This is a genomic window from Bordetella sp. BOR01 (assembly GCF_019218885.1).
Classification (GTDB): Bacteria; Pseudomonadota; Gammaproteobacteria; order Burkholderiales; family Burkholderiaceae_B; genus Bordetella_A.
Genome location: NZ_JAHUWT010000004.1, coordinates 670996 through 685754, shown reverse-complemented (window position 1 = coordinate 685754; position 14759 = coordinate 670996). Strand labels below are relative to the sequence as shown.

At 65.0% G+C, this 14759-nt stretch carries 13 protein-coding genes; 6 read left to right on the top strand and 7 right to left on the bottom strand.

What is annotated here, in order from left to right; translation table 11 throughout:
* Positions 1 to 3 precede the first annotated feature (3 nt).
* Complete coding sequence (locus KW845_RS24830) at positions 4 to 888, top strand: pirin family protein (protein WP_255592909.1); 885 nt, start codon at positions 4 to 6, stop codon at positions 886 to 888.
* Here KW845_RS24830 and KW845_RS24825 read toward each other — a convergent pair whose 3' ends face one another.
* From KW845_RS24825 to KW845_RS24815, 3 genes are all read right to left on the bottom strand, one after another.
* Positions 889 to 1665, bottom strand: coding sequence for an ABC transporter ATP-binding protein (locus tag KW845_RS24825; RefSeq protein ID WP_218372019.1), 777 nt, complete (start codon positions 1663 to 1665; stop codon positions 889 to 891).
* A 4-nt stretch (positions 1666 to 1669) separates the two neighbouring features.
* On the bottom strand, positions 1670 to 3340 hold the full coding sequence (locus KW845_RS24820; RefSeq protein WP_218372018.1) for an iron ABC transporter permease: 1671 nt from the start codon (positions 3338 to 3340) through the stop codon (positions 1670 to 1672).
* A gap of 165 nt (positions 3341 to 3505) precedes the next feature.
* The gene (locus KW845_RS24815; RefSeq protein ID WP_218372017.1) at positions 3506 to 4546 is read right to left on the bottom strand and encodes a Fe(3+) ABC transporter substrate-binding protein; all 1041 of its coding nucleotides are present in this window, start codon (positions 4544 to 4546) and stop codon (positions 3506 to 3508) included.
* A 306-nt stretch (positions 4547 to 4852) separates the two neighbouring features.
* Between KW845_RS24815 and KW845_RS24810 the strand changes: the two genes are divergently transcribed.
* Positions 4853 to 5629, top strand: coding sequence for a ferredoxin--NADP reductase (locus tag KW845_RS24810; protein ID WP_218372175.1), 777 nt, complete (start codon positions 4853 to 4855; stop codon positions 5627 to 5629).
* Between the two features lie 38 nt (positions 5630 to 5667).
* On the opposite strand, the gene KW845_RS24805 is transcribed toward KW845_RS24810, so the two are convergent.
* The 4 genes from KW845_RS24805 to KW845_RS24790 form a co-directional block, all read right to left on the bottom strand.
* Positions 5668 to 7044, bottom strand: a complete 1377-nt coding sequence (locus KW845_RS24805; protein WP_370628293.1) for an amino acid permease — start codon at positions 7042 to 7044, stop codon at positions 5668 to 5670.
* 258 nt (positions 7045 to 7302) lie between these two features.
* Entirely contained in the window at positions 7303 to 8268 is a 966-nt protein-coding gene (locus KW845_RS24800) for a tripartite tricarboxylate transporter substrate binding protein (protein WP_218372015.1), read from the bottom strand.
* A gap of 43 nt (positions 8269 to 8311) precedes the next feature.
* Complete coding sequence (locus KW845_RS24795) at positions 8312 to 8716, bottom strand: hypothetical protein (protein WP_218372014.1); 405 nt, start codon at positions 8714 to 8716, stop codon at positions 8312 to 8314.
* On the bottom strand, positions 8713 to 10068 hold the full coding sequence (locus tag KW845_RS24790) for an acyclic terpene utilization AtuA family protein (protein WP_218372013.1): 1356 nt from the start codon (positions 10066 to 10068) through the stop codon (positions 8713 to 8715). Before KW845_RS24790 ends, KW845_RS24795 begins: the two co-directional genes overlap by 4 nt.
* 111 nt (positions 10069 to 10179) lie before the next feature.
* On the opposite strand from KW845_RS24790, the gene KW845_RS24785 reads away from it, so the two are divergent.
* The 4 genes from KW845_RS24785 to KW845_RS24770 all read left to right on the top strand — a co-directional run bounded on the left by KW845_RS24785 (position 10180) and on the right by KW845_RS24770 (position 14721).
* Positions 10180 to 11076, top strand: a complete 897-nt coding sequence (locus KW845_RS24785) for a LysR family transcriptional regulator (protein ID WP_218372012.1) — start codon at positions 10180 to 10182, stop codon at positions 11074 to 11076.
* Between the two features lie 134 nt (positions 11077 to 11210).
* Complete coding sequence (locus tag KW845_RS24780; protein WP_218372011.1) at positions 11211 to 11597, top strand: Rid family detoxifying hydrolase; 387 nt, start codon at positions 11211 to 11213, stop codon at positions 11595 to 11597.
* Positions 11598 to 11633: 36 nt separating this feature from the next.
* Positions 11634 to 13721: an ATP-dependent DNA helicase RecG gene (recG, locus tag KW845_RS24775; RefSeq protein WP_218372010.1), complete on the top strand. Its 2088-nt coding sequence runs from the start codon at positions 11634 to 11636 to the stop codon at positions 13719 to 13721.
* A 55-nt stretch (positions 13722 to 13776) separates the two neighbouring features.
* On the top strand, positions 13777 to 14721 hold the full coding sequence (locus KW845_RS24770; RefSeq protein ID WP_218372009.1) for a LysR substrate-binding domain-containing protein: 945 nt from the start codon (positions 13777 to 13779) through the stop codon (positions 14719 to 14721).
* Positions 14722 to 14759 lie beyond the last annotated feature (38 nt).

Below are 14759 nucleotides of genomic sequence, written 5' to 3'. Positions count from 1 at the left end.
CCCATGTCCGCCATCGAAACACTGATTGTTCCCCGCAGCAGCGACCTGGGCGGCGGGCTGCAGGTCCGCCGGGCCTTGCCCTCGGCCCAGCGGCGCACCGTCGGGCCATTTGTCTTCCTGGACAACATGGGGCCGGCCATGTTCGAGCCGGGCAGCGGTGTCGACGTGCGTCCGCATCCCCATATCGGCCTGTCGACAGTCACGTACCTGTACGAAGGCGCCATGATGCATCGTGACAGCGCGGGCAATACCCAGGAAATCCGCCCGGGCGAACTCAACTGGATGACGGCGGGGCGCGGCATCGTGCATTCTGAACGTACCCCCGCCCAGCAGCGCGATACTGGCCATCGCCTGTCGGGGCTGCAGTTATGGGTGGGCCTGCCCAGCCGCCATGAAGAAACCGATCCGGGCTTCGTGCATTATGGGTTGGATGCACAACCGGTCATCGAAGGCGAGGGCGTGCGCGCTCAAGTGGTGGCCGGTTCGCTATTCGGCCAGGCTTCGGCCGTGCAGACCCTGTCGCCGCTATTCTTTGGCGACATCATCCTGCAAGAGGGGGCCACGCTGGTCGTGCCGGCCGAACATGAAGAGCGTGCCGCCTACCTTAGCAGTGGTGCCGTGCAGATCGACGGCCAGACCTATCAGCCGGGCCAATTGCTGGTGTTCACCGCCGGCCAGCCGGTCACGGTGCGCGCGCTCGAGGCAGCCCGTTTTGCCATACTGGGCGGCGAACCCCTGGACGGCCCGCGCTTTGTCTGGTGGAACTTCGTCTCCAGCAGCAAAGAGCGTATCGAACAAGCCAAGCAGGACTGGCAGCGAGACCGCTTCAACCAGGTGGTGCCCGGCGACGAGACGGAATACATTCCGCTGCCGCCTCCCCGGGCCTGATTACATGCCGCGCGCGTAGGCCTGCTGGCGTTGCGCCACCAGTGTCTCGCGCCGGACGAAATCGCGCACGAAGCCATCGGCGGGGTGGTGGTGCAGATTGTAGGGGGTGTCCCACTGCACGATCTGGCCATCGCTCATCACGCCGATGCGGTCGGCGATGGCAAAGGCTTCGGCCTGGTTGTGCGTCACCAGGATAGCCGTATGCCCGGTCGACTTGAGGATGTCGCGCACCTCGAAGGCCAGCCGTTCGCGGGTATCCACGTCCAGGTTGGAAAACGGCTCGTCCAGCAGCAGCAGATCGGGCGACGGCGCCAGCGCGCGGGCCAGGGCCACGCGCTGCTGCTGGCCGCCGGATATTTCATGCGGGTAGTTGTCGGCCGAGGCCGCCAGGCCCACCATATCCAGCATCTCTCGCACGCGCGCCGCACGCTCGGCCTTGCCCAGCTTGCGCAAGCCAAAGGCCACGTTCTGTGCTGCGGTCAGGTGCGGAAACAGGGCGTAGTCCTGGAACATCATGCCCACGCGGCGCAGTTCGGGCGCCACCTGGACGGTGGGCGACGAAATCACGGTGCCGTCCAACGATATCTGTCCGGCGCGCAGCGGCTCGAAGCCGGCGATGGCGCGCAGGATGGTGGTCTTGCCGCAGCCGGACTCGCCCAGCAGGCAGCCGATGTGGCCCGCCGGCAGCGCCAGCGACAGGTCTTGTACCACCGGGCGCAGGCCTTGCGGCGTGTCGTAGGCCAGGTGGATGCGATCTAGTTCAAGCAGGTCGGGCACGATGTCAATGTCCCATCTTCAGATTGGTTCGTGCCAGCAGGATCACCGGCAACAAGCCGGCCAACACAATGGCCAGGGCCGCTACGGCGCCTTCTTCATAAGTGCCGCGCGCAGCTTCGGCATACAGCCAGGTGGCCAGCGTTTCGAAGTTCAGCGGCCGCAGCAGCAAGGTGGCGGGCAGTTCTTTCATGGCGTCGACGAATACCAGCAAGGCGCCGGCGGCCAGCGCCGGATGCAGCAAAGGCAGGTGCACGCGACGCAGCGTGCCGCTGGCGCTTTCGCCCAGCAGCCGCGAGGCTTGTTCCAATGACGGCGGAATACGCGCCAGGCCGGCCTCGATGCCGCCCACCGATACCGCCAGGAAGCGCATGGTGTAGGCGCACACCAGCGCGCCCATCGAGCCCATCAGCAGCAGGCCTTGAAACCCGAAGACCGAACCCAGTTGCCGATCTATCCAGGTAAAGGGCACCAGCAGGCCGATGGCCAGCACGGTGCCAGGAACCGCATAGCCCAGGCTGGCGATGCGGGCGCAGGCGCGCCCCGGATTGAATCGTGCGCTTTCGCGCAGCGTACGGCCCGCCCAGGCCACCACCAGGCCGCAGCCCAGCGTGACAAGGGTTGCGGTGAAGGCCACGATCAGGGTATTGGACAAGCCATTGAGCAACTGGCCCGACACACCACCCACCAGATGCAGGCGCTTGGCGGTTTCGACGATCAAGTACCAGGCCGGCGCGACGAAGCCCAGCAGCACGGGGATCCAGCCCAGCGCCACGGCCAGCCATGCAGCCGCGCCGCGCAGCCGCCGCGGCTGCATGGGGCGCATGCGTTGCGTATTGGCGTAGCGCTGGCGCTTGCGGCCATGCCGCTCGAGCAGAATCAGTCCAACCACGATGGCCAGCATGCTCAGCGCGATCTGCGCCGCGCTGGCCAGGTCGGAACGCGTGACCCAGGTGGTGTAGACGGATACGGTCAAGGTCTGCACGCCCAGGAATTCCGAGGCGCCGATGTCGTTCAGCGTTTCCAGCAAGGCCAGGCTGGCGCCCACCGCAATGGCAGGGCGGGCCAGCGGCAGGGCCACGCGCAAGAACACGCCCACTCGGCCGGCCCCCAGGGTACGCGCCGCTTCCAGCAGGCTGGCGGCCTGGGTCATGAACATCACCCGGGTACTCAGGTAGACATAGGGGTACAGCACGAAGCCCAGCACGAAAATTGCGCCATAGATGGAACGCAAGTCGGGCAAGCGGAACTGGCGCGGGCTGTCGTAGCCCAACAGCGCGCGAATAGCGGTCTGGATAGGCCCGATGGGGTGCAGCAGGTCCAGGTAGGCAAAGGCAATGATGTAGGTCGGTACTGCCAGCGGCAACAGCAAAGCCCAGGTCAGCACCTTGCGGCTGGGAAACTCGTAGGCAGTCACCAGCCAGGCGGCACCGGTGCCCAGCAATGTCACCAGCACGCCCACTCCGGCCAGCAATATGGCGGTGTTGGCGAAGGCCTGCGGCAAAACGTATTGCGCCAGGTGGGACCAGTGCGACAGGTCGGCGTGCATCGCTTGCCAGGCCAGCGCCGCCAGGGGCAGCAAGACGGCCAGGGCGATCAGCATGGCGCCCGCCAGCCAGCCCGCGCCCCGTTCGGGGCCACGCAGCCGCCACGGGCGGGGCAGGGTTTCAGTTTGCATACTTAAAAAGAAACAGCCCCCAACGCCGCGCCTTCAGCTTGCTGTGCCCCGTGGGGCCTTTGGGCTTGAGGCAGCGTGGTGGCACAAAAAGCCGATGTGCCAGGCCCGCCTTGCGGCGCCTGGCACCCGGTTACGACAGCCGCCCCGACAAGAGCGGCATCAAGTTCAGTTATCGAAGCCTACCTTATCGACCAGTTCGCTGGCTTGCTTGCGATGCTTGGCGATTTCGGCCACTGGCAAGGAATCGACCTTCAGTTCGCCGAAGCTGGCCACCACGGGGTCCAGTTCCACGCCCGAGCGGATCGGATATTCGTAGTTGGCGCGAGCGTACAGGGCCTGTGCCGGTTCGGAAACCAGGAATTCCAGCAGCTTGATGGCGTTGTCTTTATTGGGCGCATGCGCGGCCACCGCGGCGCCGCTGATGTTCACGTGCGTGCCGTCGCCGCCGTTCTTGAAGGTGGGACGCACGACTTTGATGGCATCGCCCCACTTGCGGGCGTCGGTGCCGGGCTCGGCGTTCTTCATGTGGCCCACGTAATAGGCATTGGCGATGCCGATATCGCAGATGCCGCCCAGGATGTCCCGAGCCACGTCGCGATCGCCGCCGGCCGCCTTGCGCGCCAGGTTGCCCTTGACGCCGCGCAGCCATTGTTCGGTGGCCTCGGCACCGTCATGGGCGATCATGGCCGCTACCAGTCCGGTGTTGTAGGGATGCTGGCCCGAACGGATGCAAACCTTATCCTTCCATTTGGAATCGGCCAGGTCTTCATAGTGGAAGCTGTCGAGTTCCACATCGTTGGCCACATACAGCACGCGGTCGCGCAGCGACAGGGTGTACCACTTGCCATCGGCGCCACGCAGATTGGCGGGAATCACCGAATTCAGGGTGTCGGACTGGATGGCCTGGGTAATGCCGCCGTCGACCAGGTCGATCAGGTTGCCGATATCCACCGTCATCAGCACGTCGGCGGGGGACTGCGCGCCTTCGGCCTTGACGCGCTCGAGCAGGCCGTCTTTGACGAACACCGTGTTGACCTTGATGCCGCTTTCCTTGGTGAACGCGTCCAGCATGGGCTGGATCAGCTTGGGTTCGCGGGTGGTGTACAGGCTGACCTCATCGGCGGCCAGGGCAGGGGCAGACAAAAAAGTGCCGGCCAGGGCCAGTGCGCCCAGCAGGGGCGTCAGAGAGGGAAGGCGGATCGACATGGGGGCTCCGGTGCGTTGTATAACGGACACAAATCCACTGCGGCTGCGCTGCAGACGCGTCCGTTAACGAAAATGATTATCAAGTAGGTGCGACAATACCAGGAAGCTGTGCCCCGTTCAACTTGATGTCAGTCTCCAGTCCCGCCTAGTGATTCCAATCAAAAAGTTATAAGGGAATTACGGATTAATGAGACGAGTTATCAAGCACTCGCGGTAAAATAGGGAAAACCCTGAGCCCCGCGCCCGTCTTTTGCACGGTGCGGAATCCCACCCGGCGCACTCGTGCGTTGTACCTTTTTCGACGACATGGCAGCTTTCAATACCGAGCGCGTACTTAGCGTGCGCCATTGGAACGATACGCTTTTTTCCTTCACCACCACGCGTGACGCGGCCTTGCGGTTCCACAACGGCCATTTCGTCATGATCGGCCTGGAAGTCGAAGGCAAGCCGCTGATGCGCGCCTACAGCATTGCCAGCGCCAACTACGAAGAAAACCTCGAATTCCTCAGCATCAAGGTGCAGAACGGCCCGCTTACCTCGCGCCTGCAGCATCTGAAAGAGGGCGACACCATCCTGGTCAGCCGCAAGCCGGTGGGCACCCTGGTGGTTGACGACCTCAAGCCGGGCAAGCACCTGTTCCTGTTCGGTACCGGCACCGGGCTGGCTCCCTTCATGAGCATCATCAAAGACCCCGATGTGTACGAGCGCTTCGAGAAAGTCGTGCTGGTGCACGGGGTGCGCTGGGCCAGCGAATTGGCCTATGCCGACTTCATCGAAAAAGAACTGCCCGACAACGAGTTCTTCGGCGACGTGGTTCGCAACAAGCTCGTCTACTATCCCACGGTGACGCGCGAGCCGTTCCGCAACCAGGGCCGTATCACCCAGCTGATCGAAAACGGCAAGCTGTGCCAAGACATCGGCCTGCCGCAAATAAACCCCGAAACCGATCGCGCCATGCTTTGCGGTAGCCCGCACATGTTGGCCGACATCAGCGGCATGCTTGATTCGCGCGGCTTCCAGGTTTCGCCGGGCGTAGGCGACCCGGGCGACTACGTGGTTGAACGCGCATTCGTCGAAAAGTGAGCTTGAGCCGCCCCCCGGGGCGGCCCATCCGCAGGCGCTCAGGCCTGTGATCTTTCCAAGGTGGCGCCCGCTTGCGGCGCCATCGTGCTTTCATGGTGGGCGCGCTGGCCTATGCCCAAGCGCTGTGCTGCGATACCCATGGCCACGATCACACCCGCCAGGGCCGACGTATAAGTCACTTCGGTACGGTACGTGCCTTCCACGATCATCGTTGCCAATGCCGCAATGATGCACACGATGACGGCATAGGTCAGCCACGGGAAAAGCCACATCTTGAACTTCAGTTCCACGCCTTCGGCTTGCAGCCGGTAGCGCATGCGCAGTTGCGAGCATGCGATTGCCAGGTAGACGAACAGGGCGATCGTGCCGGTGGCCTGCATGAGCACGTCGTAGAGATCCATCGTCGAGGTGGCCATCATCCAGATGGCGGCGAATGCGAACACGCTGGATACCAGCACGCCTACGTAGGGAGCGCCCGTGCGGCGGCCGGTGGTTTGCATGATGCGATGCGCATCGCCGCGCCGCGACAGCGAATACAACATGCGCGAAGCCGTATAAAGCGCCGAATTGAAGCAGCTGCATACCGACGTCAGTACCACGAAATTGACGATGGCCTGGGCATAAGGAATACCCAGCATGCTCAGGGCGGCGTTGTAGCTGCCGTGCGTGGGTTGCACCAGCATGGGGTCGTTGTACGGCACCAGGCACACCACGATGAAGATCGAACCGACGTAGAACAGGCAAATACGCCAGACCACCGACTTGATCGTCTTGATGATTTCCTTGGCGGGATTGGCCGATTCAGCCGCCGCAACCGTGACGATTTCCGCGCCAATGAAAGCGAACATCACGCCCAGCAGCGCGACCACCACTGACTTGATGCCGTTGGGCATGAACCCCTGGGCAGTCAATTGCGACGCGCCGCGCGCCTGGCCCCATGGCCAAAGGTGCATGATTGCCAGGCTGCCGACGACCAGGAAGACGACGATGGCGCCGACCTTGACCAGGGCGAACCAGAACTCGAATTCGCCATAGTTGCGCACGTTCATGAAATTTACGGCGATCAACGAGACAGTGACGATCAGGGCATAGCCCCAATCGGGCACGAACGGGAACCAGCTGTGCAGGATCTGCCCCGCCACGTAGGCCTCCCAGCCCATGAGCAGCGCCCAGAAGTACCAGTACAGCCAGCCGATGGTGAAGCCGGCCCAGCGCCCGATGGCGCGATCGGCATAGGTGGAGAATGAGCCCGTATCGGGCTGGGCAACGGCCATTTCGCCCAGCATGCGCATCACCAGAATGACGAGCAGGCCGCCGCCTATGTATGCCAGGATCACCGCGGGCCCGGCCAGCGCAATCTGCTTGCCCGACCCCACGAACAGTGCGGCGCCGATGACTCCGGCAATGGACATCATGGTCAGATGCCGGGATTTCAAGCCACCTTTCAGGCTCGTGTGTTGTGTGTTTGCCAATTAGCTTCTCCTTTCTGCCGGGTAGCACGGCAGCTGGCCTGGACGCGTCTGGGACAGTGCCTGCGCCGCATGCCGGGCGTCAGGCTACGCCAGCGCCTGCATGCGGCGCTTGACCAAGCGCAACGGCCCGGTGGACGCGTTTGCGTATCCACCGGGCCGCAGGAAAGGCACGGCGCGCCTGTCGCGCCGCGGCATTGTGTGCTACTCGGGCTTGATGCCGGCTTTCTCGATGATTTCCCCCCATTTCCGGGATTCGCCCTGCTGGAACGCTGCCAACTCTTGCGGGGTGGAGGTGGCGGGCGCCGTGCCGGTCGATTGGTAGAAATGCTTGGCCGCTGTGCCCTGCGTGGCCTTGATCAGCAGTTCGTTCAGCTTCGCCACCACCGCATCCGGCGTACCGGCCGGCACATAGGCGCCGAACCAATAACCCATTTCGTAGCCGGGCACGCCTGCCTCGGCAATCGTTGGCAGGTCGGGGGCCAGCGGCGAACGCTCGTTGCCCGTAAAGCCCAGGGCGCGCAGCTTGCCCGCCGTGACTTGCGGCAGGCCCGTGGCCGAGTCGGTGATCATCATGTCGATCTGCCCGCCCAGCAGGTCGGTGACCGCCAGCGGGTTGCTCTTGTACGGCACATGCAGCAACTGCACGCCGGTCATCTGTTGCAGCAGCTCGCCGGCAATGCGACTGCTGGAACTGCCGCTGCCGAAGCTGAGCTTGCCAGGCGATTTCTTGGCCAGCGCCAGGAATTCGGTCACGCTCTTGGCTTGCGACGACGGGTTTACCACCATGATCTGGCCGCCCTTGCCCAGCAGGGTGATGGGCGCGAAATCCTTCACCGGGTCGTAGGGCAGGGTCTTGTACAGGTGCTCGTTGGCGGCCTGGGTGGTGTTGGTAGTGATCAGCACCGTATATCCGTCGGCGGCCGCGCGCGCCGCGGTTTGGGCGCCGATCATGGCGCTCGCCCCCGGCTTGTTCTCAATGACTACCGACTGGCCAGAGTGCTCGGCCACGCCCTGGCCGATGGCCCTGCCCAGTTGGTCGGTGGCGCTGCCGGCTGCGAACGGCACGATGAAGGTAATGGGTTTGCTGGGGAAATCTTGCGCGGCCGCTGCCAGCGGCAGGATCGCGAACACGGTGGCAAGCAGCCGTATCGGGGGGGCAATGCGCATGGGAGTCTCCTGGTGTTGTTGTAGAAACGCAGAAAAAGCCGGTTTACCGAGGCGCTTGCGGCACGCTGGAGGGCCGGTCGCCCGGGATGTCCGGCAGGCGTCGCGCCAGTTCAGGCGCGACATCGACCTGCAGGTCCAGCAAATGGAACGACAGGCTCTTGCCATGGGTGTCCAGGTTCAAGGCGTCGTTCACGCCGCCATCCAGCACGCCTTCCAGTACGAAGTTCATGGCGTGCAGGCTGGGGATCAGATATCGCGTGACGCGGGTGGGGCGCCGGTAGGCAAACCATTCGGCGACACGCGCTTCGGTGACCTGGGCCGCCAGCACCGCATAGCAGTCCGGGTCCCAGGCAATCAGGCTCAGGTTGGAAATATCGCCCTTGTCGCCCGAGCGGCTGTGCGCCAGGCGGTACAGGGGCACACTCAGTTCGGCGTGCCTGGATTTCATGCTGTCGGTTCCATCATGGTCCAGCCGCTGAGCACGGCATCGCGCGGGATGGTGCATGACACCATGTTCAGGCGCGACCGCAGGGCCGTGCGCACGCCACCGCCACCGGCCGGCCCGCAGGTGTAAAGCGCCGTCACCTCGCGCAGCAGCCGTTCGGCCACGCGTGCCTCGGGATGTTCGGCGGCCAGCCGCAGCCTTACGTCGCGGCCCGCGCCCGCGGGGCGTGCGCCCAGCATGGCGCCGCTGTCGTCGCCCAGGATGCTGAGTACGCCGATCAGGTCCGTGCGCACGCGCAAGCTGGAACCCAGGCGGCGCTGGACGATATCGGCGGCCAGGCGGGCACGGGCCTCTGCCTGCACGCCGGCATAAGAGATTTCCGCTTCGGCCAGCCAGCCACCGCGATAGCAGACGTTGACTTTCAGTTCGTCCGGCCTGGGATGGCCAGCGATACCGTGCACGGCCACGCGATCGGATCCCAGTACCTGCACCGATGCCTGGCTCAGGTCGGCCACCACGTCCGGCGTCAGGTAGCGCGACGGGTCATGCACTTCATACAGCAACTGCTCTTTCACCGTGCGCGCATCGACCGCGCCGCCGGTGTGGTCGGCCTTGCCGATCACAAAGCCGCCGTCGGCATCGATTTCGGCGATGGGATAGCCCGCCACATGCACATCGGGCACCTCTTTCAGGCCAGGCACGCAAAAATAGCCGCCGGTTACCTGGGTGCCGCATTCCAGCATATGGCCCGCCATGGTGGCGCGTCCCAGCCGCGTCCAGTCGTCCGGGGCCCAGCCGTAGTGCGCCAGGGCCGGCCCTACCGTCAAGGACGGGTCCGCCACGCGGCCGGCCACGACGATCTGGGCATCGGCACGCAGCGCATCGGCGATCTCGCTTGCGCCCAGGTAGACGTTGGCACTGACCACGTCCATCTCGTCCAGGCTCGGCCCCAGCCGCTCGCGCAGCAAGGCGCGCTGTTCGGGCGTAGTCAGCGCATCGCCGTGCACCACCGCGATGCGCGGTGCGGGCAAGCCCTGGCTGCGTGCCAGGTTGGCGATGCAGCGCGCCGCCGCCGGCGGATTGGCGGCGCCGAAGTTGCCCACGATGCGGATGCCGTGGCGCAGGCAATCGCCCAGCACCGGGGCCAGCAGTTCTTCCAGCAAGGGCTCGTAGCCGCCGTCGGGGTCGGCATTGCGTGCCAGTTGCGCCAGGGCCAGGGTCCGTTCGGCCAGGGTTTCGAAGGTCAGCGTACCGCCGCCGCGGGCGGCCAGCGATTGCACCACCGCATGCGCGCCGTCTGTGCGGTCGCCCGAAAAGCCCGTTGCGCAGCCGATCAGAAAAGGAGAAGCAGCCATCGTGGATCCATGAACCGGGCGCTGCCCGGCGCCGCTTGTAATGCGGCCACTATAGGCAGGCTTGCTTCATAAGTGAAATAGAAATATAAGATTGATTAATCCAAGGTTTCTATGAATTTATCCGCCCGCCAACTGCGTGCTTTCGTGGCCCTGGCCGACGAAAAGCACTTCACGCGCGCAGCCCAGCGCTGTCACCTGACCCAGCCGGCATTCAGTGCCTTGATCCGCGCATTGGAAGACGCCGCCGGCGTGCGGCTGTTCGACCGCAACACCCGCAACGTGGAACTCACAGCCGAGGGCCGTGTGCTCGACGTGTCGGCGCGGCGACTGCTGGGCGACTTCGAACTGGTGGTCGAAGACCTGCGCGACCATGCGGCGCGCCGGCGCGGCCGTGTCACGGTGGCCGCGTTGCCCTCGCTGGCCGCCGGCTGGCTGCCCGGCCTGCTGGCGCAGTTCCATCGCGACTATCCCGGCATCACCCTGCAATTGCGCGATGCCTTGCTTGATCCTTGCCTGGATATGGTGCAGGCAGGCGCCGCCGATTTTGCCGTGGCCGCCCAGCGCGCCGATATGTCGGACCTGGACAGCGAATTCCTGCATGCCGACCGTTTCTTCCTGGTGTGCCGCAAAGACCATCCATTGGCTGCGCGTGCCCAGGTCCGACTACGCGACCTGGGCCGTTGGCCCTTGATCCAGCTTGCCCGCGGCAGTAGCGTGCGGCGCCACCTGGACGACGCCATGGGGGCCGCGCCGGCGCAGCCCTTGCTCGAGGTCGAGCACTTGGCCACCGTCACCGGCCTGGTTGCGGCCGGCCTTGGTGTCAGCGTCGTGCCGGCGATGACGCTGTTTCATTTCCGGCGCGATGAACTCGTCATCAAGCCCCTGGCCGGCAAGCCCTTGACCCGGCCGCTTTATCTGGTGCGGCGACGAGGCCGCGGCTTGTCTACCGCTGCCCAGACTTTGTATGACTTGTTGCTTGAACATCGGGGACGGATCGGGGAAGAGTAGGGCGGATTGCCGGCAAGCAAGGGACGGGCTGTTTTCTGCGTCTGGGCGGAATTCCTGGCTTTCGCAAATGCCTATTGCTGTTTACACTTCAATAGTCCAGTCTGGTTCCGACTGATTTTCCGAGGATACGGCTCATGAGCAAGCAAATCATCCATACCGACGAGGCGCCGGCCGCGGTTGGCCCTTACTCGCAAGCAGTGGCCGCCACTGGCAGCAAGACGGTGTATCTGTCCGGCCAGATCGGCCTGGAACCTGGCACCGGCGACCTGGTATCCGAAAACTTCGACGCCCAGGTGCGCCAGGCCTTCACCAATATGCAAGCCGTCGTCGAAGAGGCGGGCGGTACCCTGCACGATATCGTCAAACTGACGCTGTTCCTGACCGACCTGAACAAGTTCACGGCGGCCAACGCCATCATGGCCGAGCTGATCCCGCAGCCTTTCCCGGCACGGTCCACGGTGGGCGTGGCCAGCCTGCCCAAGGGCGCGCAATTCGAAGTCGAGGCCATCCTGGTCCTGTAGCGCCGCGGCCGTTGTCTGCACCGGGCCCATAGCGTCATGCCGGCCACCGCCGCAGCACGCAAAACGCCTGGCGCCGCTTCCGGTGCCGGGCGTTCCCTGACGGATGTGCAGCGCAAGCTGCATAGCCTGGGCCTGCTTACGGCCGACGACTGTATCCTGCATTTGCCGCTGCGCTACGAAGACGAAACCCGTGTCGTATCCATCGGGTCGCTGCGCCCGGGCGCGGTAGCCCAGGTCGAGGGCGAGATCCTGCGCAGCGAAGTCCTGTATCGGCCGCGCCGCCAGCTTACTGCGGTCATGGCCGACGGCAGCGGCGAATTGCAGTTGCGATGGCTGAATTTCTATCCCAGCCAACAAAAGCAACTGGCCATCGGCCGCCGCTTGCGCGCGCGGGGCGAAGTGCGCGGCGGCCTGTTCGGCCGCGAGATCGTGCATCCGCGCATGGGCAGCGCCGAGACTGCGCTGCCCGATGCCTTGACGCCGGTTTATCCCAGCACCGACGGCCTGTCGCAGCCTTCGCTGCGCAAGGCCATCGCCCAGGCCCTGCAACAAGCCGACCTGGGCGACACGTTGCCGCCGGCGGCGTTGCAGCGCTACGAGCTGATGGCGTTCGAGCCCGCCATCCGCTTGTTGCACGCGCCTCCGCCAGGAGTGTCCGAACAAGACCTGGTCGAACGCGGCCATCCCGCCTGGCGCCGCATCAAGTTCGATGAACTGCTGGCACAACAACTATCGCTCGCGGCCGCGCGAGCGGCGCGGCGCATCATCAAGGCCGAGCCGCTGCCGACGCAGAACGGCCCGGGCGGGCTGGTGGCGCGCCTGTACGCGGCGTTGCCATTCCAACTGACCGGCGCGCAGCAACGTGTCGTCCAAGAAATCTGCGCCGACCTGGGCAAGCCGTATCCCATGCACCGGCTCTTGCAGGGCGACGTGGGCAGCGGCAAGACCGTGGTCGCCGCCATCGCGGCCGCCCAGGCCATCGCCTGCGGCGCCCAGGTGGCGCTGATGGCCCCTACCGAGATCCTGGCGGAACAGCATTTCCGCAAGCTGGTGTCGTGGCTGCAGCCGCTGGGCGTCAACGTCGCCTGGCTAAGCGGCAGCCAGGCCGCCAAGGCGCGCCGCCAGGCGGCCGCCAGCGCGGCGGACGGCAGTGTGCAACTGGTGGTGGGCACCCAGGCCCTGATCCAGGACCACGTCGAGTTTCACCGGCTTGGCCTGTCCATTGTCGACGAGCAGCATCGCTTTGGCGTGGGCCAGCGCCTGGCGCTGACGCGTAAAGGCGAAGCGCCGCGCGGCCAGGTCGTGCCGCATCAGTTGAACATGAGCGCCACGCCCATTCCGCGCACCCTGGCCATGACTTTCTTCGCCGACCTGGATGTCTCGGTCATCGACGAACTGCCGCCGGGACGCACGCCGGTAGTCACCAAACTGGTATCCGACAGCCGCCGCGACGAGGTCATCGCCCATATTGCGCACGCGGTACGCGAAGGCCGCCAGGCCTATTGGGTCTGTCCGCTGGTCGAAGAAAGCGAGGCGCTGCAATTGCAGACCGCCGTCGATACCTACGAAGCCATGCGCACCGAGCTTCCCGACCTGCGGCTGGGACTGGTGCACGGCCGCCTGCCGCAAGCCGACAAGGCCGCCGTGATGCAGGCGTTTCGCGATGGCGACATCGATTTGCTGGTTGCCACGACGGTCATCGAGGTCGGCGTGGACGTGCCCAACGCGTCGCTGATGGTCATCGAGCATGCCGAGCGCTTCGGCCTGGCCCAGTTGCACCAGCTGCGCGGGCGAGTAGGGCGGGGCACCGCCGAATCGGTCTGTGTATTGCTGTATCAGTCGCCCCTGTCGCAGGTGGCGCGCCAACGGCTGCGCGCCATGTTCGAGACATCGGACGGTTTCGAGATCGCGCGCCGCGACCTGGAACAGCGCGGCCCCGGCGAATTCCTGGGCACCCGCCAGTCGGGCATGGCGCTGTTGCGCTTTGCCGACCTGGAGTCCGACGTAGGCATTGCCGAGCAGGCACGCGATGCCGCCGCCTGGCTGCGTGCCGAGCATCCCGCCGCAGTCCAGGCGCATCTGGCGCGCTGGATGCGCGGTCGCGAAGATTTCCTGCGTACATGAAACCCATATCCACATCCCGCCGTCAAACGCCGTCCCACGCAAGGTACGTATTGCCATGACTCTGACCGAACTCAAATACATCGTCGCGGTCGCGCGCGAACGGCATTTCGGCCGCGCCGCCGAAGCATGTTTCGTCAGCCAGCCCACGCTCTCGGTGGCTATCCGCAAGCTGGAAGACGAATTGGGTGTCACCTTGTTCGAACGCGGCGGCGCCGAAGTCGGCGTTACTACAATCGGCCAGCGCATCGTCACGCAGGCGCAGAAGGTGCTCGAAGAAAGCGCCAGCATCAAGGAAATCGCCCGCCAGGGGCATGACCCGTTGGCTGGCCCGCTGCGCGTCGGCGTGATCCATACCATCGGCCCGTATCTATTGCCGCGATTGGTGCCGATGCAGATCGCGCGCACGCCTCAAATGCCGCTGCTGCTGCAAGAGAACTTCACCCTGCGACTGGTGGAACTGCTGCGCCAAGGCGAAATCGACTGTGCCATCATGGCCCTGCCGTTGCCCGAAGCCGGCCTGGTCACCCAGCCCCTGTACGACGAACCCTTCATGGTGGCCGTGCCGCGCGATCACGGATGGGCTACCCGCCCGGCCGTCAGTTCCGAAGACCTGAAACAGCAGACCATGCTGTTGCTGGGTACCGGCCATTGCTTTCGCGACCAGGTGCTGGAAGTGTGCCCCGAGTTGTCGCGCTTTTCGGCGGCCAGCGATGGCATCCAGCGCACCTTCGAGGGCTCGTCGCTCGAGACCATCCGCCACATGGTGGCGGCCGGCATCGGCGTCACGGTGCTGCCCGTCACGGCCATTCCCGAGGAGCGCCAGTCCAACGATCTGCTGCGCTACCTGCCCTTCGAGGGCATGCCGCCCGAACGCCGCGTGGTACTGGCCTGGCGCCGCAGTTTCCCGCGCCTGGCCGCCATCGAGGCGCTGGCCCAGGCGGTGTACGAATGTGGGCTGCCTGGGGTGAAGATGCTGGATAAAGAGGCGGTGGCCACATGAAGGCCGCCACCCCGCTATTTGTTTCATTCCAGTGGTAT